Source organism: Acinetobacter pullicarnis (genome assembly GCF_006352475.1).
Lineage (GTDB): Bacteria > Pseudomonadota > Gammaproteobacteria > Pseudomonadales > Moraxellaceae > Acinetobacter > Acinetobacter pullicarnis.
The window spans coordinates 648,884-667,292 of sequence record NZ_VCMZ01000001.1; the positions used below are offsets into that span (position 1 = coordinate 648,884).

At 43.6% G+C, this 18,409-nt stretch carries 20 protein-coding genes; 6 read left to right on the top strand and 14 right to left on the bottom strand.

Translation table 11 applies throughout. The annotated features are described in order from the left end of the window. Nucleotides 1-38: 38 nt before the first annotated feature. The 9 genes from FD716_RS02740 to FD716_RS02780 all read right to left on the bottom strand — a co-directional run bounded on the left by FD716_RS02740 (nucleotide 39) and on the right by FD716_RS02780 (nucleotide 8,875). The gene (locus tag FD716_RS02740) at nucleotides 39-455 is read right to left on the bottom strand and encodes a hypothetical protein (RefSeq protein WP_139850839.1); all 417 of its coding nucleotides are present in this window, start codon (nucleotides 453-455) and stop codon (nucleotides 39-41) included. A gap of 205 nt (nucleotides 456-660) precedes the next feature. Further along, nucleotides 661-1,623 (bottom strand): protein translocase subunit SecF, encoded by a 963-nt coding sequence (gene secF, locus FD716_RS02745; protein ID WP_139850840.1) that lies wholly within the window; start codon nucleotides 1,621-1,623, stop codon nucleotides 661-663. A 10-nt stretch (nucleotides 1,624-1,633) separates the two neighbouring features. Next, the gene (secD, locus tag FD716_RS02750) at nucleotides 1,634-3,529 is read right to left on the bottom strand and encodes a protein translocase subunit SecD (protein ID WP_139850841.1); all 1,896 of its coding nucleotides are present in this window, start codon (nucleotides 3,527-3,529) and stop codon (nucleotides 1,634-1,636) included. 53 nt (nucleotides 3,530-3,582) lie between these two features. Beyond that, nucleotides 3,583-3,915 carry a preprotein translocase subunit YajC gene (gene yajC / locus FD716_RS02755; protein WP_139850842.1) on the bottom strand — a complete coding sequence of 111 codons (333 nt, stop codon included), beginning with the start codon at nucleotides 3,913-3,915 and terminating at the stop codon, nucleotides 3,583-3,585. A 104-nt stretch (nucleotides 3,916-4,019) separates the two neighbouring features. Further along, the gene (gene tgt, locus FD716_RS02760; RefSeq protein ID WP_139850843.1) at nucleotides 4,020-5,147 is read right to left on the bottom strand and encodes a tRNA guanosine(34) transglycosylase Tgt; all 1,128 of its coding nucleotides are present in this window, start codon (nucleotides 5,145-5,147) and stop codon (nucleotides 4,020-4,022) included. Nucleotides 5,148-5,431: 284 nt separating this feature from the next. Then, nucleotides 5,432-7,447, bottom strand: a complete 2,016-nt coding sequence (gene mnmC, locus FD716_RS02765; protein WP_139850844.1) for an FAD-dependent 5-carboxymethylaminomethyl-2-thiouridine(34) oxidoreductase MnmC — start codon at nucleotides 7,445-7,447, stop codon at nucleotides 5,432-5,434. A 34-nt stretch (nucleotides 7,448-7,481) separates the two neighbouring features. Beyond that, nucleotides 7,482-7,934: a hypothetical protein gene (locus FD716_RS02770; protein WP_139850845.1), complete on the bottom strand. Its 453-nt coding sequence runs from the start codon at nucleotides 7,932-7,934 to the stop codon at nucleotides 7,482-7,484. A 4-nt stretch (nucleotides 7,935-7,938) separates the two neighbouring features. Next, a complete protein-coding gene (locus FD716_RS02775) occupies nucleotides 7,939-8,241 on the bottom strand; it encodes a YciI family protein (protein ID WP_139850846.1) in 303 nt (100 codons plus the stop codon). A 22-nt stretch (nucleotides 8,242-8,263) separates the two neighbouring features. Beyond that, nucleotides 8,264-8,875, bottom strand: coding sequence for an inner membrane-spanning protein YciB (locus FD716_RS02780; RefSeq protein ID WP_139850847.1), 612 nt, complete (start codon nucleotides 8,873-8,875; stop codon nucleotides 8,264-8,266). 45 nt (nucleotides 8,876-8,920) lie between these two features. Here FD716_RS02780 and FD716_RS02785 point away from each other — a divergent pair, with 45 nt between their 5' ends. Further along, nucleotides 8,921-9,772, top strand: coding sequence for a PHP domain-containing protein (locus FD716_RS02785; RefSeq protein WP_139850848.1), 852 nt, complete (start codon nucleotides 8,921-8,923; stop codon nucleotides 9,770-9,772). 10 nt (nucleotides 9,773-9,782) lie between these two features. Here FD716_RS02785 and FD716_RS02790 read toward each other — a convergent pair whose 3' ends face one another. Further along, the gene (locus FD716_RS02790) at nucleotides 9,783-10,694 is read right to left on the bottom strand and encodes a bestrophin family protein (protein ID WP_139850849.1); all 912 of its coding nucleotides are present in this window, start codon (nucleotides 10,692-10,694) and stop codon (nucleotides 9,783-9,785) included. A gap of 279 nt (nucleotides 10,695-10,973) precedes the next feature. Here FD716_RS02790 and coaBC point away from each other — a divergent pair, with 279 nt between their 5' ends. The 3 genes from coaBC to FD716_RS02805 all read left to right on the top strand — a co-directional run bounded on the left by coaBC (nucleotide 10,974) and on the right by FD716_RS02805 (nucleotide 14,179). Beyond that, nucleotides 10,974-12,239, top strand: coding sequence for a bifunctional phosphopantothenoylcysteine decarboxylase/phosphopantothenate--cysteine ligase CoaBC (gene coaBC / locus FD716_RS02795; protein ID WP_139850850.1), 1,266 nt, complete (start codon nucleotides 10,974-10,976; stop codon nucleotides 12,237-12,239). A 415-nt stretch (nucleotides 12,240-12,654) separates the two neighbouring features. After that, nucleotides 12,655-13,527, top strand: coding sequence for a bifunctional transcriptional activator/DNA repair enzyme AdaA (locus tag FD716_RS02800; protein WP_139850851.1), 873 nt, complete (start codon nucleotides 12,655-12,657; stop codon nucleotides 13,525-13,527). Between the two features lie 19 nt (nucleotides 13,528-13,546). Beyond that, entirely contained in the window at nucleotides 13,547-14,179 is a 633-nt protein-coding gene (locus tag FD716_RS02805) for an alpha-ketoglutarate-dependent dioxygenase AlkB family protein (protein WP_139850852.1), read from the top strand. A 137-nt stretch (nucleotides 14,180-14,316) separates the two neighbouring features. Here FD716_RS02805 and secB read toward each other — a convergent pair whose 3' ends face one another. The 4 genes from secB to rsgA form a co-directional block, all read right to left on the bottom strand. Continuing rightward, nucleotides 14,317-14,772, bottom strand: a complete 456-nt coding sequence (gene secB / locus FD716_RS02810; protein ID WP_139850853.1) for a protein-export chaperone SecB — start codon at nucleotides 14,770-14,772, stop codon at nucleotides 14,317-14,319. Nucleotides 14,773-14,809: 37 nt separating this feature from the next. Continuing rightward, nucleotides 14,810-15,064: a glutaredoxin 3 gene (grxC, locus tag FD716_RS02815; protein ID WP_139850854.1), complete on the bottom strand. Its 255-nt coding sequence runs from the start codon at nucleotides 15,062-15,064 to the stop codon at nucleotides 14,810-14,812. A gap of 12 nt (nucleotides 15,065-15,076) precedes the next feature. Further along, on the bottom strand, nucleotides 15,077-15,490 hold the full coding sequence (locus FD716_RS02820; protein ID WP_139850855.1) for a rhodanese-like domain-containing protein: 414 nt from the start codon (nucleotides 15,488-15,490) through the stop codon (nucleotides 15,077-15,079). Nucleotides 15,491-15,582: 92 nt separating this feature from the next. Next, nucleotides 15,583-16,641, bottom strand: coding sequence for a ribosome small subunit-dependent GTPase A (gene rsgA, locus FD716_RS02825; RefSeq protein ID WP_139850856.1), 1,059 nt, complete (start codon nucleotides 16,639-16,641; stop codon nucleotides 15,583-15,585). Nucleotides 16,642-16,775: 134 nt separating this feature from the next. Here rsgA and orn point away from each other — a divergent pair, with 134 nt between their 5' ends. After that, on the top strand, nucleotides 16,776-17,333 hold the full coding sequence (orn, locus tag FD716_RS02830) for an oligoribonuclease (RefSeq protein ID WP_139850857.1): 558 nt from the start codon (nucleotides 16,776-16,778) through the stop codon (nucleotides 17,331-17,333). A 193-nt stretch (nucleotides 17,334-17,526) separates the two neighbouring features. Next, nucleotides 17,527-18,258, top strand: coding sequence for a Bax inhibitor-1/YccA family protein (locus FD716_RS02835; protein WP_139850858.1), 732 nt, complete (start codon nucleotides 17,527-17,529; stop codon nucleotides 18,256-18,258). Nucleotides 18,259-18,409 lie beyond the last annotated feature (151 nt).

Consider the following 18,409-nt stretch of genomic DNA (forward strand, 5'->3'; position numbering starts at 1 on the left):
CGCTGGCTTTTTGCAGAGAATCGCAGGGAACAGCCTATTTAGACGGAAAGGCTACCAAGCGCATATAGGCTACTGAGTACTAAACAGAAAAATGAACTCACATACCAAAACGTATTACTGTTACCAGCAAATCTAGACTTTAACCATGGAAATGCCATAGCACGTGCGAGTAGAACCGTCGCCATGATTAAAAATAGTGCTTTGCTAAAAGGTAATTGTGCTGTGCCACTTGCGGCACAGTAGGTATAGACCGCGCAAAGCAGTAAGGCCGAACCGATCGCCATCGCCATAAGTTTGGGATAGCAGTGACCTGCTTCAGACTGTTTAACGATTGACTCTCCTGCACCAAGCAGACGAAAGCCAGCTCCCCAAAATATACAGGCATAGTGTAATAAAGCAGCGCAGAGCGTTAGTACTGAGGCAAGGTACAGTGCCGGTATAGAAATTAGATTCATTCGATGACTCTTTGCATCTATGATGCGAGGAAAGTGAATTGGGTGAGACGTATAAGAAAATATTAATCGTTGAAGATCTAGAAGATTAACTTAAATTTCCGCAAGATAGCTATAAAATATTGCAGTGCCACCATAAAAAATGCCAGTCATAAGACTGGCATTTTATTCATCGAAGACTTCAAGCATGTTGAAGTGATTTGCTGAATTAAGGAATTTCATCCTCAAACTCAGGCTTCACTTGTACGATGAAATCTTGACGATTGAGACCACGCCATAAGGCAAAGGCAGTACCGATATAAATCGAAGAATAAGTACCGACAAATACCCCAACACACATGGTGATCGAGAACCATTTTAAGCCATCACCGCCTAAAATCAGCATAGCGACCACAACCAATAACAGGGTCATGGACGTATGGATGGTACGACGTAAGGTCTCCGTCAATGCAATATCAACCACTTCGACAGGGGTTGCACCACGAATTTTACGGAAGTTCTCACGGATACGATCCGAGACTACGATGTTATCGTTGAGCGAGAAACCAATGATCGCCAGTAATGCGGCCAAAACCGTTAAGTCAAATGGCCATTGCATCATGGCAAACACACCGAGAATGACAATGATATCGTGAAATAACGAAATCACCGCACCCATCGCGAGTTTGAACTCGAAGCGAATGGTCACATAAACCAACATCAGGATCAGTGACAAAGCCACGGCACCAGCTGAACGTAAATACAGCTCGTTACCCACTTGGCCGCCAACCGCATCAACTTTGTCCACTTTGACAGGGTTGTTTGGCAACTGAACTGCTTGGTTGATGGTTTTGTTTAGGTCTTCCACCGCCAGATCATCTTGGGCTGGCATGCGGATGATCAGGTCTTTTTCAGAACCTAAGGTTTGTACCACTGCATCTTTAAAACCAGCTTTTTCCAAGGCTTTAACCACTTCACCTTGATTGGCTGCGTGCTGATAATTTAGCTCCGCAGAAATACCACCGGTAAAATCAAGACCGAGATTAAGTCCCTTGGTTGCAATAAAGAAAATACTTGCAATGGTCAGAATGATTGAGAAAATCGCCGCAGGTGTGGCAACCTTCATAAATCGAATGACGCGTTCGTTATCTGGGCGTCCGTATTGCTTCGGTGGTTGAGTCATATCAGTCATGCGAGATCTCCTATATGCTCAACTTTTTCAAGTTACGTTTTTTGGCATAAACCAATTGAACGACTGCACGTGTCACCGTAATTGCGGTAAACATTGAGCAGAGGATCCCGATCATCAATGTCACTGCAAAGCCTTTAATTGGGCCTGTTCCGATGAGGAACAAAATTGCAGCAACCAGTAGCGTGGTCAAGTTTGAGTCCAAAATGGTGTTAAAAGCACGTTCGTAACCGGCAACAATGGCCTGTTTCGGTGATGCCCCCCATTTGATCTCTTCTCGTATTCGCTCACAGATCAGAACGTTGGCATCGACTGCCATCCCGATCGTGATGACGATCCCCGCGATCCCCGGTAAGGTCAGTGAAGCGCCTAACCAAGACATAATGGTTAAGATCATCGCCAAGTTGAGTACCAATGCGATATCGGCAATCACGCCAAATAGACGGAAGAACACCACCATCCAAATCGCAACCAAGAGAAAACCTACTTGGGTTGATAAGAGCCCTTTATCGATATTTTCTTGACCTAAACTTGGTCCAACCACACGTTCTTCAACGAAGTACATTGGCGCTGCAAGTGCACCCGCACGAAGCATCAACGCCAACTCACCAGCTTCTTGTGCAGAAACACCAGTGATGACAAAGCTAGAACCGAGTACATCGTTAATACGCGGCGCACTAATCACCACAGATTCGGTGTATGGGGTACGAACTTCAGTTTGCTCACCAGTCACAGGGTCGGTGATGTTGCTAATTCGTTGTTTACTTTCAATAAACAACACCGCCATTGGCTTGCCTTTTGCGGCACGCGTGGCTTCGGTCATGAGCTTACCACCGGCTGTGTCAAGGCTGACCGCAACTTGTGGTGTATTGGTTTTAGGATCAAATGAAGTCGAAGCCCCTTGAATACGTTCACCAGTTAAGATGCGATTACGATTCAACAGGATTTGACGACCACTGTCCAAAGACTCAAAAGCAAAGGCTTCAGTGCCAGGTGGTAATACTGCAGGTGCTTGACCGGTATATGGATCAATCACTTGATCATTTAAATCAGAAACGAGACGGAATTCAAGATTTGCAGTACGGCCCAAAACACGTTTTGCCGCAGCGGTATCTTGTACCCCTGGTAGTTCAACCACGATACGGTTGTTACCTTGGGTTTGTACTAAGGCTTCCGCTACACCCAACTCATTAATACGCTTACGTAAAGTAATTAAGTTTTGAGAGAGGGCATTGGACTGAATTTCTTGGCGCGTAACTTCGTTATAGCTTAACTTAAGGGTTGAGCCATCCGTTGTTGCGAGCGCTTGTTGGGTATATTTATTGCCATCACGACGTAAGAAATCCATCGCTGCTGCACGGTCATCATTATTGGCAAATTGCAGCGTGATCACATTGTCGTTCAGCACTAAGCTGTTAAATTTGATTTTAGCTTCACGTAATTGGCGACGAATATCTGCTGCTGAGGTATCCATGCGTTGCGCGATCGCTTTATCCATGTCTACTTCAAGTAAGAAGTGCACACCACCACGCAAGTCCAAACCGAGTTTCATCGGTTTAGCCCCAATTTTTTGCAACCATTCCGGCGTTGTTGGCGCCAAGTTCAATGCAACCACATAGCTATCGCCTAAACCTACACGCAGTGCGTCTTGCGCTTTAAGCTGCGCAGCATTGGAATCTAAACGAAGGAGGGCGGCATTGTTGTTAAAACTATTATTGTGAGAAGTGATGTTCTCACTTTTTAATATTTGCTCTGCTTTTTGTATCACGGTTTGGTCAATGACCGTACCGGCATTAGCGCCAGAGATCTGAACTGCAGGCTCATCTGGATACAAACTTGGCAGCGCGTATAAAGTACTGACAACTAGGACAACTAGAATCAGTAAATATTTCCATGCTGGATAACGCATTTGCTTTCTTCTTAAAATGAAAAAGTCGTGCTCTCACACGACTATTTTTATGATTAAAGGTTGTTCAGGGTACCTTCAGGTAACACCGAAATTACGCTAGCGCGTTGAATTTTAACTTCATTTCCACGACTTAACTCAATTACAGCGAAATCACCTTCAAGTTTAGTAATGCGACCCATGAGACCACCAGCAAAAACAACCTCACTGCCAACGCCTAAACTTTCAACCAGAGTACGATGCTCTTTTGAACGTTTTGCTTGTGGACGCCAGATGAGGAAGTAGAAAATTGCAATAAATACAGCAATCATCAATAAGTTTGCCATCATACCTGGACCTTGTGCAGCGCCAGCGACATCAGCATGTGCAGCAGTAATAAATAAGCTCATTGTCATTTCCTAAAGTTAAATCATGGGTGTCATACAAGATGACATTTAAATTAATTTGTTTTGCAATTTACCTTGTCTGTGCGGTGAGCGCAATTGTGGAAGGCTCAATCTTCTGGACAAGGTGGGACTTCTAAACCACGACGCTGATAAAAATCAGTCACAAAGTCATCGAAAGTCCCATTATCTAAGGCATCGCGAATATCTTGGGTAAAGCGTTGGTAATAACGTAAATTGTGAATGGTACCCAACATTGATGCCAACATTTCGCCACATTTTTCTAAGTGGAATAAATAGGCACGGCTGAAATTGGTACAGGTATAGCAATCACAATGTGGATCAAGTGGACCTTGATCATGACGATATTGACTATTACGAATACGCACCAAGCCATCAGTCACAAAATAATGGCCGTTACGCGCATTTCGAGTAGGCATCACACAGTCAAACATATCGACACCGCGACGTACTGCTTCGACGATATCTTCAGGTTTACCGACGCCCATCAAGTAGCGAGGTTTATCTTCCGGCATTTGAACAGGGAGATAATCCAAGACTTTCAGCATTTCTTCTTTCGGTTCACCGACAGAGAGACCGCCAATGGCATAACCATCAAAGCCGATATCAAGTAAGCCTTTTAAAGATTCGCCACGCAAATCTTCGTACATCCCACCTTGAATAATGCCAAATAAGGCATTGGGATTGGCATTTTCTTCATGCGCGGTCTTGCAGCGTTTCGCCCAGCGTAAAGACAGTTGTAATGAGCTTTGTGCTTCAGTATGCGTCGCTGGATAGGGCGTGCATTCATCAAAAATCATCACGATGTCAGAATTGAGCACCTGTTGAATTTCCATTGAAATCTCAGGTGACAAAAATACTTTTGAACCATCAATAGGAGAACGGAAAGTGACGCCTTCTTCTTTGATTTTACGCATCGCACCTAGGCTGAACACTTGGAAGCCACCTGAGTCCGTCAAAATAGGCTTATCCCATTTCATAAACCCGTGTAAACCACCGTGCTCTTTAATGACCTCAAGCCCCGGACGCAAATAGAGGTGAAAGGTATTGCCTAAAATAATTTGCGCTTTAATTTCTTCAAGATCACGTGGCAACATGCCTTTGACCGTACCATAGGTACCGACAGGCATAAAAATAGGTGTTTCAACTACACCGTGTTCTAAGGTTAAACGACCACGTCGAGCACGGCCCGACTGAGCGAGTTTTTCAAACTTCATACAGTATCCAAATCGTGGCGAAAAACAGTTCGCTGATGAGTGCTTTAAAAAGAGAGTATTTTCGTCGATTTCAACGCTGAAAGCCAGTTAAGTTACTTTTTTACGTAGAAATAAGCAGTTGCGTTATTAATCTACTCAAGCAAGCGTTGGGCGCTATTGCTGATCATCGCGCTGGAGCATACAAGACTCTGCTTACATTGGGATTAAAAAAATGGATTCAATATCCATCGTTAAATAGAAAGATCTAAATATTTTGCACTTATGCTGCGGTGACCGACTGACGATTAAGTTGTTGGTGGTTTTTGCTGGGCATAGGGCCCTTGATAATAAGGTTTTTTGATACGGGGTTGTTTAATAAAACGTTGCACATTGAGTTTGTTGAACAGCGGTTGTGACACTGGAGAATGTTCCGCCAACATCAATGCTGCCAGTAATTCACTGCATAAGGGGGCGTATAAGAAACCTCTGGAGCCGAGTCCTGAAAAAGTATAGATTTCAGTATCTAAGGCAACTTTTCCCAGCAAAGGTAAATAGTCTAAACTTTGTGCACGAATAGAAGCACGGCCTTGCCATGTGTCGATTAGGGCGAGCTGTTGTGCATAGTTTGGAAATGTATTGTGGATAAGTTCATAGTTATGCACATGGTCAGCGAGCGTGACCTGAGTATCCTCACAATCCGGATGAAAACTGGCACCTAAAATTAAATGCTCAGCATCAAGTTGCATACAATAACCGCCATAACTGTAGGCTTGCTTTGGTGAAAGCGGAGCCATTTGGTTATTGAGCCAACTAACCTGTCCACGAATGGAGCGCAGTGGTGGATGCTTCTCAATGAGCTGTTGACTGGCAGATGCACAGCACAGCACCACATGATCAAATTGTTGGGGATACAGTGAGGTCGCATGATCTGCGGTGCTTTTCAATTTAAGCTGGTATTTTTTGGCCTGATCATTTTTGGGCTGATTATTTTCAGAATATTGTTCAGCTGATTGATGTTGATGTTGTTGTTGCCACTGCCGAATCGAATCGATTGCGGCAACGTCAAACTTAATATTGGGATGTGCCAAGATCTGTGCACACAATTCATGCGGGCGCACAGTGCCAGCTTGGGTCAATTTCAAACTGTCAAATGTGGTATCGAGTGCAAGTTGATCTGGGCTTTGATGTTGTAACAGCCCTACAGGATATTGATCAGCAAGGGCAAGATAGGCTTCCGCATGTCGTTGTGGAATTTGATCAATGCTCAGTGCTTGAAAAGCTGTGAACTGTACATAATAGGGCATGGCATATTGCCATGCTGCTGTCATCAGCTGCTCAGTACTGCTTTCAATCTGAGAAAACAGCGGATTGAGTAAGGCCAAGGGATTGCCCGAAGCACCGCTTAATGGTGCAATTCGATCAAAAATCTGTACTTGATGACCACGTTGTGCCAAAGCCCATGCACAACTGAGTCCGGCAATACCTGCACCAATCACGGCAATCTGACGTTGACCTGTGATCTGTTCAGGGCTATGTGCAGGTTGGGATACGACGGTTGTCAAAGGCGCTATCTGGGTCTCAGTATCGGCATTTGTTGGCCAAAAGGCTTTGAGCATTTCGCGTTTATGACCAAAACCACGTGGTCGGGTAATGGTAATACCATGTTTGCTTAAGCCACGTTTTAAAATTCCAGCCACACTAAAGGATGCAAAGGTCGTACCTTCAGCCGAATGCGAGACAATGGCATCTAGCACGTGTTCTTGCCACATATCCGGATTACAAGCAGGCGCAAAGCCATCTAAAAACCAAGCATCAATTGCTTTGGTTGCATGCATATTGGAGAAAATGGTTTGGGCATCGCCGAACCAGAGATCAAGCGAAAAGCGTTCTGTGGCAAAGTAAAGACGATGGCAGCCCGCCAGTGGTCGGGGATAGTTTGCTAAAAGTTGTTCGGCCAAAGGTGCAAGTTCAGGCCAAGCGGCCAAGGCACGGGTTAAATCCGCATGGGTCAGGGGATATTTTTCAACACTGATGGCATGTAAATGACTGTGATTGTCTGGACGATGTTGTTGCCACAACTGCCATAGGGCCAAAATATTGAGGCCTGTGCCAAAACCAGTTTCAGCCACTGAAAAATAGCCATAATCGGGTAGTGCGGCAAAACGCGCTGCCAAATCATTGCCGGCTAAAAATACATGGCGTGATTCGAGTAGACCATTGTCTTTGGAGAAGTACACATCACCAAACTGTTTGGAAATAGGAACATCAATGCCATCAATACATTGCCAATCTAAATCTGCGGTGATGATACGTTGTGACACAAGTCAATGACCTTAAAACGGGGTCGGCGTCAATTTACCACTGACGACGACGTTTGGTATAAATATAACTGGCAATTAAAAAGCCCAATAATACGCCTACTGCAAGCGTTGCAGCGCCGTATAAAAACATCTGTGCACTACTTTCACTTTGTAGCACTTGGACTTGCACGGCCAGATTGTCGCTTTTGAGTTGCAACTCTTGGTTTTGTGCTAAAGCATCTAAATTGGCTTTTTCGAGTTGTGCTAAGCGTGAGCTTTGGTCTTTGACCATCGCCTTAACTTTGGCTTCTTGGAGCAGTTTTTCTTTGGCAATTTGTTCTGCTGTTAATGGCTGAGCTGGCTCAACCACGGTACTGGGTGGTGCTGGATTGGTTGCTGCGGTTGTGGTCGCCGTTGCTGCCACGACTGTTGTTGTCTGCGGAGATACAGCCCAAGCACTGGTGCTTAGGCAGGTGATGAGTGCGAAACTTTTAACAAAAGCCTGCATAAAATTATCCTTGAGGAAATGCTTTGTTAAATGGTTTCACATCAATCTGTGCGTAGACGCCTTCTAACCAGAATGGTTCTAAAGCCAGCCATGCATCCAGTTCTTCGCGGCTATCAAAGTCAACAATCAGTGTGCTGCCATCAAAACCGGCTTGAGGGTTGCCGTGTTGTTTTGGCATCGCGCCCGCAACAATTAAACGTCCTTGTGCATCAAGTGCCTGTAGACGTTCTAAGTGTTTTGGTCGCACTGCAAGGCGTTTTTCGAGTGAGTTTTCATGGTCGGTACACGTAATCAGAAACAAGGGCATGTGCTTAACTCATCGTCCGTATTTAGTCAGTATTTTTAAAGTGCTTGCGAAGACAAAAGAGTATAACAGCAAGATATGTTAAGGAGACAATAATGTCGCCAAAGGCAGTGAATTCGCCCCAGTATTTGCCATTCATATATAAGAAGCCAAAGAAACCGTGCAAGGCCGCGAGCAAGAAGAATTGACCACACCATGCCCAGTTGAGACGATGCCAACCTTGGGGGCTGAGTTCAAGCATCGAACCCAATAGCTTTTTAATAATCGGTGTGCGTTCTTTATTAAACAGCGGGGTTAATAAGAAGCCTAGGCCGATTCCAATATTGATAATGACTGCTTTAAGTTTGATGTAGGTAACATCACTGAAAATAAGGGTGATTCCACCAAATACAACAGACATGATGACAATGAACCATTGCATCTTTTCTAATCTAAATTTCTGTGCAAAGAACAACACGCCATAAACCACCAGCGTCGAAATAAGCAGTGCACAGGTGGCGACCAAGATGTGATTTTGATCTAGGTTTCCAGTACTACCGACCAACTCAAGCAAAGGATGTGTGTTGTCCTTTGGATCAGTGGTTTTGTAAAAGTAAAAGAAAATAATAATCGGTAGATAATCGAATAGCGCTTTCATGCTACATTACGGTCATAAGAGTGATGGCGTAGCATAATACAAACCATGAATGGTGTCGATTTACATACACACAGTAATATCTCAGATGGAAGTCATAGCCCAGAAATGTTGGTGCGTGCAGCTGTTGAAAAAGGTATACATACCTTGGCTTTAACGGATCATGACAGCATGGACGGTTTGAGTCTGGCTGAAAAAACAGCTGCAGAATTTCCAATAAAAATTATTTCAGGGGTGGAAATTTCCAGCCAATGGTCGCGACCATCAACCAAAAAAACGTATGGTGTGCATATCATCGCTTTAAATATGCAAGATCCAGAGCCTTTACAACAGGTGTTGCGACAACAACAAAAAACCCGTGCTGCCCGTGCGATTGAAATTTGTCAATTACTGCAATCGTGCACAGGGCTAGACCTTTATGCCGATGTGGTTGCTAAAGTTGATGGTATCGCTGACCGGATTACTCGAACCCATATTGCACAAACTTTGGTTGAGCACGGTGTGGTTAAACGTGCGCAACAAGCCTTTGATGCCTATTTAAAAGAAGGCAAAAAAGCCTATGTCAAATTTGAGGGCATTGGCTTAGCTGAAACAATTGATGTGATTCATGCCAGTCAGGGCTTTGCCGTATTGGCGCACCCGACTCGTTATGGCCTGTCGGCAACCAATATTCGTTATTTAGTTGAATTGTTTGCCCAGCAGGGCGGTGATGCGGTAGAACTGCCACAACGTGCTGAGCCAGCAGGAACACGGCAAATGATTGATCGCATGGTTACGCTACATCAATTAAAAGTGTCGATCGGCAGTGACTTTCATGGCGATCATATGCCTTGGATTCACTTGGGGAATGTTCCACAAGTGAAGGAAGGCCAAGTTGGTATTTGGGAAAGCTTCGTTTAACACCATTTCTTTAAAGTAAATTTTGGTCTTGGGCCAAAATCGGTGGTGGTGTCGGTTTACCCAAAGTGCTGAGCAGTTCAATCTCAATGGTTCTCACCATTGAATCTAAAGGCAAGTCATTGCTTTGAGTACCAAACGGTTCTTCTATCTCAGAGCTCAGTGCATCGAGGCCTAAAAAGGTATAGGCCAAAATACCGACCAACAGCGGTGTGGCCAAACCCAAAAGTGAACCTAAACTAAACGGCAACATAAAACAGAAAAAATAAACGGTGCGGTTTAATAATACGGAATAGGCAAAAGGCAGTGGCGTTGTCGCAATACGGTCACAACCTGTTTGTACCAAGCTTAGTTCGGTCACATATTGGTTCATTTGGGTGTAAATAATGTCTGAAATTTCACCTTGCTTTAAGGCTTGCATCAGTTCCCATTGAATCAAGCTAAGTGTGTATTGCGGTGCATTGGCTTGTTGATACAGCTGGGTGAGGGCTTGTGGCGACATGCCGCTGGTTTGGGTCAATACATCTGGGCTAATGGTTTGATGGCGCAAACGATCGCGCAATACATTTGCAAATACAATCACATGCTGAATTACACGTTCACGACGACCTTGCGGCAAGATGCGACAGTCACGGTCAAAGTGTCTGGCCACAGCAATTAGTCCACCCCAAAGTTTGCGTGCTTCCCACCAACGGTCGTAGCAGGCCGAGTTTTTAAAGCCGAGAAAAATCGAGAGCACCACACCAATTAAGGTGAAGCCAACTAGAGGAAGTTCGGGAAAGCGATAGAGATTGGTATATTCAATCCCACCCACAATTGCAGAGATCAGCATCACCACACCGAGTGGTGGCAGGATCTTAGGTAAAATGGTACCGCGCCATGACAATAAAGTTTTTAAAGTATCGTTTTGTTCACGAACAATCATGTGAATCTAATCATTAATTTTAAGTTGATCTTCGCTAGTTCCCGAACACTTGTCAATATCAATAGTGGATTGCTCTACAGATTGTAACGAGAAGGGTGGAAGTGTAGAGAAAATAAGGAGTATTTTTATTATAAAATGATCAGCTTAGATCATTTTACTTGGGGCTGGTCTGGATTTTTGTTTTGTAACTTAGCTTCAACTTTGCAGTTAAAATCCACTTGGGACTCAGAATGTTTAATGCTATTGTGAGCGCCACTGCAATTTAACGGTGAGTAACTTGTGAGTTTTGACCTTAGTGTGATTTCTAGTAAAAACATAATTCTTGCTGTAACAGGCGGCATAGCGGCCTATAAAAGTGCCATTTTAGTTCGTCGTTTAAAAGATTATGGTTTTGAGGTACGCGTGGTAATGACGCATGGCGCACAGGCCTTTATTACGCCTTTGACCTTTCAAGCGCTGTCTGGCAATCCCGTACATACTGAATTACTCGATACCGAAGCCGAAGCGGGCATGGGACACATTGAGTTGGCGCGTTGGGCTGATTTAGTTTTGGTCGCACCTGCAAGTTGCGATAGTATGGCAAAATTTGCAGCTGGACTGGCTGACGATTTACTCAGTACTTTGTATTTGGCAACCAAAGCCCCTGTTTGGGTTGCACCTGCCATGAATCAACAAATGTGGGCCGCCAAAGCAACCCAACGTAATTTAAATACTTTGGTTGAAGATGGCGTGCATGTGATTATGCCAAGTGCAGGTTCACAAGCCTGTGGTGATGTGGGTTTAGGCCGTATGCCAGAACCAGAAGAGATTGCATTACAAGTTAAGCAATATTTTCATCAAGCTGAACGTGCGATTGCGGAAAAATTTGGATTGTTGGCTGGAAAACGCGTGGTGATTACCGCAGGGCCAACCCGAGAAGCCATTGATCCAGTACGTTATATCTCAAATCACAGCACGGGGAAAATGGGCTTTTCGATTGCCGCAGCTTGCTATGCGGCTGGTGCAAAAGTCACCTTGTTGGCAGGTCCCGTTAGTTTAGAAACCCCGAATGGCGTACGTCGTATTAATGTGAGCTCGGCTTGTCAAATGCTCGATGAAAGCATGCAACAGTTAGATGTTGGCTGTGATGTGTTTATTGCGACTGCGGCTGTAGCCGATTATCGTGTTGCTGAAGTTGCCGAGCATAAAATCAAAAAAGCAGGCGATGAACTCGCAGTTGCATTGATTAAAAACCCAGATATTGTCGCGACGATTGCACAGCAACAACAACGTCCGTTTATGGTGGGTTTTGCTGCTGAAACACGCAATGTTGAAGTCTATGCTGCTGAAAAACTGGTGGCCAAGAAATTAGACATGATTGCCTGTAATGATGTCTCACGCCCAGATATCGGTTTTGCTTCGGATGAAAATGCCATGACCGTGTTCTTTGCGCAAAAATACCAAATGGATAAACGTGATCTTGAAAAAGCATCAAAACAAGAAATTGCACAGCAACTGATTGAAGCGATTCATGATGCCTTGCAGCAAGAGAAAAGCCCGATGTAATGCGTGGCTGCTCTCTCATTTCAAAAAATCAGTCTTCGGACTGATTTTTTATCTCTGCATTTCACTGTGTAATAGTGAAACGAGAAAAAAGAAATTCCTCGAATTTTAGAAATACCCAATCTCCCCTCTTACGCCATATATGGCTCATCTTTTCCAAAGAGGGGGACTTTTTTGGAGAATTCAAAGCCTCGTATATGCGACACAACGCTCCTCCCTTTGAAAAAGGGAGGTTGGGAGGGATTGTCTTGAAAAAGCTAAGCAGTATGTAGCGCTCAACAAATACTGGACACCGTTTTAAGTTTATTTTCTGCTGTTTCAGGACGAATATCGCCACTCAACTGCGCAAGATTCGGATTTTATTTAAGCAAACAAATTGTTAAGGTAATCACTAAGCCTCGGGATGAGATTGTTGCTGATGAGTAGCCGCGAAAGACAGACACAACAGCAGTATGATCGGATTGCACAAGCAATTGATTATCTGCAACAACATTTTCGAGAACAGCCCAGTCTCAATCAGATCGCGGAACATATTCATTTAAGTCCAGCGCATTTTCAAAGACTGTTTAGTGAATGGGCGGGCACCAGCCCCAAGAAATTTCTGCAATATCTCAGTATTGAGCATGCTAAAAGCTTATTGAAACAAGATCAAAGCTTTAGTTTGATGCAAACCAGTTTGGATACTGGACTATCGAGTACCAGCCGTTTGCACGATTTATTCGTTCAAATTGAGGGGATGACCCCAGCACAATATAAAAATGGCGGCTTAGACCTCGAAATTTCCTATTGTTTTGCTGAAACTTTGTTTGGAAGCGTGTTGGTGGCATCAACGACTCAGGGCATTTGTGCGATGTCTTTTGAGCATGATCAGGGCCTTGCGGTGCAAACGTTACAACAGAAGTTTCCACAGGCGGTTTTAATCGAACGTGTCGATCCGTTACAGCAAAGTGCGCTGGCGATTTTTAATCATGACTGGGACCAGTTATCACAGATTAAGCTGCATCTAAAAGGCAGTGATTTTCAACTCAAAGTTTGGCAAAGCCTACTTAAAATCCCGATGGGACAGTTGACCAGTTATGGCGAAATTGCTCAGCAGATTGGTCAGCCCAAAGCGTCACGTGCGGTCGGAACCGCGATTGGTCGCAACCCAATTGCATTTCTGATTCCATGCCATCGCGTGATTCAAGCGTCAGGACACCTCGGTGGTTACCGCTGGGGGGAAACCCGTAAAAAAGCCATGATTGCATGGGAAGGGGCACAAACTGATCCTACTCCTGCAACAGCGGTATAGTCGATGGAGGATTTAAGGTATGGATCTGTTTGATGATTTATTGGGTTTTGATCCAATGCACAATTATTTGCCTTTTGATGGAACCGTAAATTATTTTGGGCAAGTGATCGAGCATGCGCTTGCGAATGAATATTATCAGGCTTTACTGACACAGATTGCATGGCAGCATGATCAAGCTATGATTTTTGGCAAACAGCTCACCACCAAACGTAAAGTGGCTTGGTATGCAGATCAGGCATTTTCTTATACATATTCAAATATCACCAAAACGGCTTTGCCATGGACTGAGGTCTTGCTTGAACTCAAAGTCTTCGTCGAGCAGCTCACCCAAGAAAAATACAATTCCTGTTTGCTTAACCTCTATCACAGTGGTGAGGAGGGGATGGCGTGGCATAGTGATGCGGAGCAGGATCTGAAACGACATGCTGCCATTGCCTCCTTGAGTTTTGGTGCGCAGCGGAAATTTTGTTTTAAGCACAAACGCAGTCAAGAGAAAATAGATTTTAATTTGGCACATGGTAGTTTGTTGGTGATGAAGGGCACGACCCAATCGCATTGGCTGCATCGCTTACCACCGACCAAGCAGCGACTGACACCGCGAATTAATCTGACTTTTAGAATGATTGAAGCTGATACCGAGAATGACCTGTAGATTAGGCTTCTTTCCGCAACAAAGTGTTTACACACCAGAGTGAAACCAGTCTCATCAAAAACGCATAAAAAAAGGGACTGATTAATATCAGTCCCTTTTTTTTACCGTTGCAGTTTTGCCTGCAATAGTTTGGAGTCTTATGCTTGGCCTTCAGCTGCAGCTTCTTCTTGAACGCGTTGCATATTGGCTTCAAACTCTGCATCAAAGTTGATTGGCGTAAGCAATAATTGCGGGAAGCTACCTTTGGTCACAAGATCATTCACTGCTTCACGTAGGAATGGGAACAAGATATTTGGGCAGTAAGCACCAAGGATGTATGGAAGGCGGTCTTCTTCAACGCCATCAACCAAGAAAATACCAGATTGTGTTGCATCAACGATAAATGCAGTTTCACCAGCATTGTTGGCTTGAACAACCACTTTCAAAGATACTTCGTAGTGGGTTGCATCAATTTTTTCAGCAGCAGAAGATAAATTGATGTTGAGCTCTGGTTGCCATTCTTTGGTAAATACGCCTGCCCCAGGTACTTCAAAAGATAAGTCTTTAGTATAAATACGTTCTAAAGCGAGTTGAGCTTGTTGTTCTTCACTCATTCTATAATTCCTTAAATTTAATTGCTAAGAGTAATGTTTAAATCAATTGATCAAGTTTGCCTTCACGTTCTAATGCGTAAAGTTGATCAAAACCACCGATAAAGTCATCATTAATAAAAATTTGAGGAACGGTGCGATGGTTGGTTTTTTCCATCAATTCAAGACGAACCTCTGGTGCTTCAACTGATAAATTTACTTCAGTAAATGCAATGCCTTTGCGCTCTAACAATTGTTTTGCACGAACACAATACGGACAAGAATTGGTTGAGTATATTTTAATATTTGCGGTCATACCTATGGTTCCTTAAGCTTTTTTCGCTTTGATCAGGGGTAAGCCTTGGGCTTTCCAGTTGCTGATTCCACCATCGAGACGATAGCTGTCAGAGTGACCAACTTTCTGTAATGCACTCCCAGCAACTTGGCCAAGATTACAGATGTAAACCAAAGGGCGATCTGCAGATTTTAGCTCATCTGCATGATTGGCAATTTGACTGAATGGAATATTGCGGCTACCACTAATATGTCCTTCCCGAAAATCTTTGGCATCTCGTAAATCGATGAGCATGGCATTTTTTGCTTTAACCAAGATCCCTAACGATTGTGGAGATATTTTACGACCATTACGTTGACCTTCAAAAACGAAGAACAACACAATCAGCGCCGCTAAAATACCAAATAAAAACGGGTGATTCCCCATAAACTCGAACCAACGTTCCACAAGTCACCTTATTCCAAATCAAAATTTGCGTAGAGTATAACGTATATATATGGTGATCAAAATCACCGCTTCAAGACATGTACATGAGAAAATTAATTTTTTTGTTGCAGCTCAGTAATCTCAGCCACTAAACGTAAATAACTCTCAAGGCGTCTAGGTAGAATTTCCTTGTTTTCAACTGCCTGTTTTAAAGCACATTGTTTCTCGTGCGTATGGGTGCAGTTGCGATACTGACAGTGCCCAAGACGGTTTGAAATCTCAGGGAATCCACTGTCAATTTTGTCTAGGGTTAAATGCCATAAACCAAACTCACGGATGCCCGGAGAATCAATCAATGCACCGTTTTCACCAAAGGCAATTAAGCGTGTCGAGGTGGTGGTGTGTTGCCCTAAAGCTGAGTTCTCGGAAATGATATTGGTCTTTTGCGCAGCATCTGGAAGAATGCTGTTAATAATCGAGCTTTTCCCAACCCCGGATTGACCCACAAAGGCCACGGTTTCGGTATCAAGTCGATGTCGTAATGCAGACAAATCACCCAAAGACTGACATTGCATAATTTCATAGCCCAAACTTTGATATTCATTGAGCAGTTCAAGTCGAGGATCATTTTCAATCAGTAGATCTGTTTTATTTAATAAGATCAGTGCAGGAATGTCCGCATCAGCACAGGCCACCAAGTAACGGTCGATTAGACTTGGCGCAGGTTCTGGCAAAGGTGCAATCACAATCACAATCAAACTGATATTTGCGGCAACCGGTTTAACTTTATGGTAGCGATCAGGACGGGTAAGCAAAGAACGTCGCGGATGAATCGCGGTGATAATGCCGAGGCCTGTGTTTGGGTCGGCTTGCCATTTAACGCGATCACCTGTTACCAGTAGATCGAGATTGGTGCGAGTATGGCAACGCCAGACGCTGCCTAAATCGATATTTTTCCAAAATGAGGCTGCGTCACCCTCTTTACTGGGTGGTTGTATTGGGGGAGAATCGGGAATAGAAAGTGCTTGTACTTCGAGTTGGCGCCCATAATGCTGAACCACCAAACCTTCTAGATCACTTGACGTGTCGATGTCTTCTTGACGTGTTTTTTGCTGTTTCTGAATACGGCGTTGCTGCTGTTCAGTGAGACGTCGTTTACGAATTAAAGCCATTCATATCCTAATTAAGCCCTCATGGCCCCATTGATGATATCCGCAAAAATAGCATGCTCAGTCGAGTATTTACAGCGAATATCTTATAAATTTGCTAGTATATTTGGTTTTAGCCCAATAAAGATTATAGATCTATGAGCAGCACGCCAGATACCCGTTTAATTTGGATCGACCTCGAAATGACGGGGCTAGATACAGACAATGATGTTATTATTGAAATTGCCACTATTGTGACCGATGAGCAGCTAAATATTCTGGCTGAAGGTCCTGTACTTGCCGTTCATCAATCGGGCATTGTGTTAAACGCAATGGATGAATGGAATACACGTCAGCACGGGCAGTCTGGTCTGGTTGAGCGCGTCCGCCGCAGTAAATTAACCGCGCAAGATGCAGAGCAACAAACCTTAGATTTTCTAAAAAAATGGGTCAATCCAAAAAAATCGCCAATGTGCGGTAACTCCATTTGCCAAGATCGTCGTTTCATGCATCGCTTAATGCCTGAGCTTGAACAATTTTTCCATTACCGTAACTTAGATGTCTCTTCTGTCAAAGAGTTGGCAAAGCGCTGGCGCCCAGAAATTATGGATGGTTTAAAGAAAAATGCATCGCACTTGGCGATGGATGACATTCGTGACTCAATTGTAGAATTAAAATACTATCGTCAGTATTTCTTTATTACAAATAATGACTAAGCCTACGTCATTACTAAAAGGCTAATGCCAATACGCGTAATACATTGGCATCCTTTTTGTTCGGCAGTTTTGCGTTATACTCAAGCCGAATCCGTGTTGGATTCGGTGATAACAAAAAAATGATCCGCAATCAGTTTTAAAACAACTATGTATACCTTATTAGACATTCTTAAATGATTAATTGAGAGAAATTATGCAAAGTCAAAATCCAATTTTAACGCGCGTTGAAACCTACAGTGATATCAGTCAACCGATGACAGTCCAGGGGGCAATTCAAAAATCAGTACTCTTAACGGTAATTGCTGCTGTGGTTGGACTCGGTTTATTTGTATATAGCTTCCTCACCATGAATATTTCATTGGCTTATGCTGGTGCAATGGTTGGCGCAATTGGTGGTTTAATTTTAGCGCTTATTGCGACGTTTAAACCCAATACAGCCCGTATGCTCGCGATTCCTTATGCGTTGTTTGAAGGTGCTTTTTTAGGTGGTATTTCGGTGATTTTCCAAGTGAAATATCCAGGTATTCCTTTACAAGCACTGTTGGCAACCTTTGTGACAACGTTGGTGATGTTTGGTCTATACCGATTCAAAATCATTCGTGCTACTGAGAAATTTAAAGCGGTCGTGATGTCTGCAACGATTGCGATTGCGCTGGTTTTTGTGGTGCAATTTGTAATGAGCTTGGCTTTTTCTTCAAGCATCCCTTTTCTTTTTGAAAGTAACTGGTTAGGCATTGGCTTCGCGGCTTTTGTTGCTGTGATTGCATCTTTAAATCTAATTTTAGATTTTGATATGATTGAAACTGCCGCTGCACAACGTGCACCGAAAGCTTTTGAATGGTTATGTGGTATTGCATTATTGGCAACATTGGTATGGATGTATTATTCATTCCTACGTTTGCTTAGCTTGCTTTCAGATGACTAAGCTTGGCATTTGCAACAGCTGATCAAATCGCGCTTCTTCTGAGTGCGATTTTTTTTTGCAGCAACAATTTTCATGTTTTTCAAAGAAAATCCGAAAGAATTGAAAAAAGGTGCATTATGCAATTTAGAAATGCGCATAAACTTGGCATGAT

Excerpts from the sequence above, each read along its gene's own strand:
- grxC (WP_139850854.1), bottom strand. The coding sequence starts at position 15,064 with ATGACCGCAAATATTAAAATATACTCAACCAATTCTTGTCCGTATTGT.
- secB (WP_139850853.1), bottom strand. The coding sequence starts at position 14,772 with ATGAGTGAAGAACAACAAGCTCAACTCGCTTTAGAACGTATTTATACT.
- FD716_RS02785 (WP_139850848.1), top strand. The coding sequence starts at position 8,921 with ATGAATGGTGTCGATTTACATACACACAGTAATATCTCAGATGGAAGT.
- FD716_RS02790 (WP_139850849.1), bottom strand. The coding sequence starts at position 10,694 with ATGATTGTTCGTGAACAAAACGATACTTTAAAAACTTTATTGTCATGG.
- secD (WP_139850841.1), bottom strand. The coding sequence starts at position 3,529 with ATGCGTTATCCAGCATGGAAATATTTACTGATTCTAGTTGTCCTAGTT.
- orn (WP_139850857.1), top strand. The coding sequence starts at position 16,776 with ATGAGCAGCACGCCAGATACCCGTTTAATTTGGATCGACCTCGAAATG.
- FD716_RS02780 (WP_139850847.1), bottom strand. The coding sequence starts at position 8,875 with ATGAAAGCGCTATTCGATTATCTACCGATTATTATTTTCTTTTACTTT.
- yajC (WP_139850842.1), bottom strand. The coding sequence starts at position 3,915 with ATGAGCTTATTTATTACTGCTGCACATGCTGATGTCGCTGGCGCTGCA.
- tgt (WP_139850843.1), bottom strand. The coding sequence starts at position 5,147 with ATGAAGTTTGAAAAACTCGCTCAGTCGGGCCGTGCTCGACGTGGTCGT.
- FD716_RS02775 (WP_139850846.1), bottom strand. The coding sequence starts at position 8,241 with ATGCCCTTGTTTCTGATTACGTGTACCGACCATGAAAACTCACTCGAA.
- secF (WP_139850840.1), bottom strand. The coding sequence starts at position 1,623 with ATGACTGATATGACTCAACCACCGAAGCAATACGGACGCCCAGATAAC.
- FD716_RS02740 (WP_139850839.1), bottom strand. The coding sequence starts at position 455 with ATGAATCTAATTTCTATACCGGCACTGTACCTTGCCTCAGTACTAACG.
- FD716_RS02770 (WP_139850845.1), bottom strand. The coding sequence starts at position 7,934 with ATGCAGGCTTTTGTTAAAAGTTTCGCACTCATCACCTGCCTAAGCACC.
- FD716_RS02800 (WP_139850851.1), top strand. The coding sequence starts at position 12,655 with ATGAGTAGCCGCGAAAGACAGACACAACAGCAGTATGATCGGATTGCA.
- rsgA (WP_139850856.1), bottom strand. The coding sequence starts at position 16,641 with ATGGCTTTAATTCGTAAACGACGTCTCACTGAACAGCAGCAACGCCGT.
- FD716_RS02835 (WP_139850858.1), top strand. The coding sequence starts at position 17,527 with ATGCAAAGTCAAAATCCAATTTTAACGCGCGTTGAAACCTACAGTGAT.
- FD716_RS02805 (WP_139850852.1), top strand. The coding sequence starts at position 13,547 with ATGGATCTGTTTGATGATTTATTGGGTTTTGATCCAATGCACAATTAT.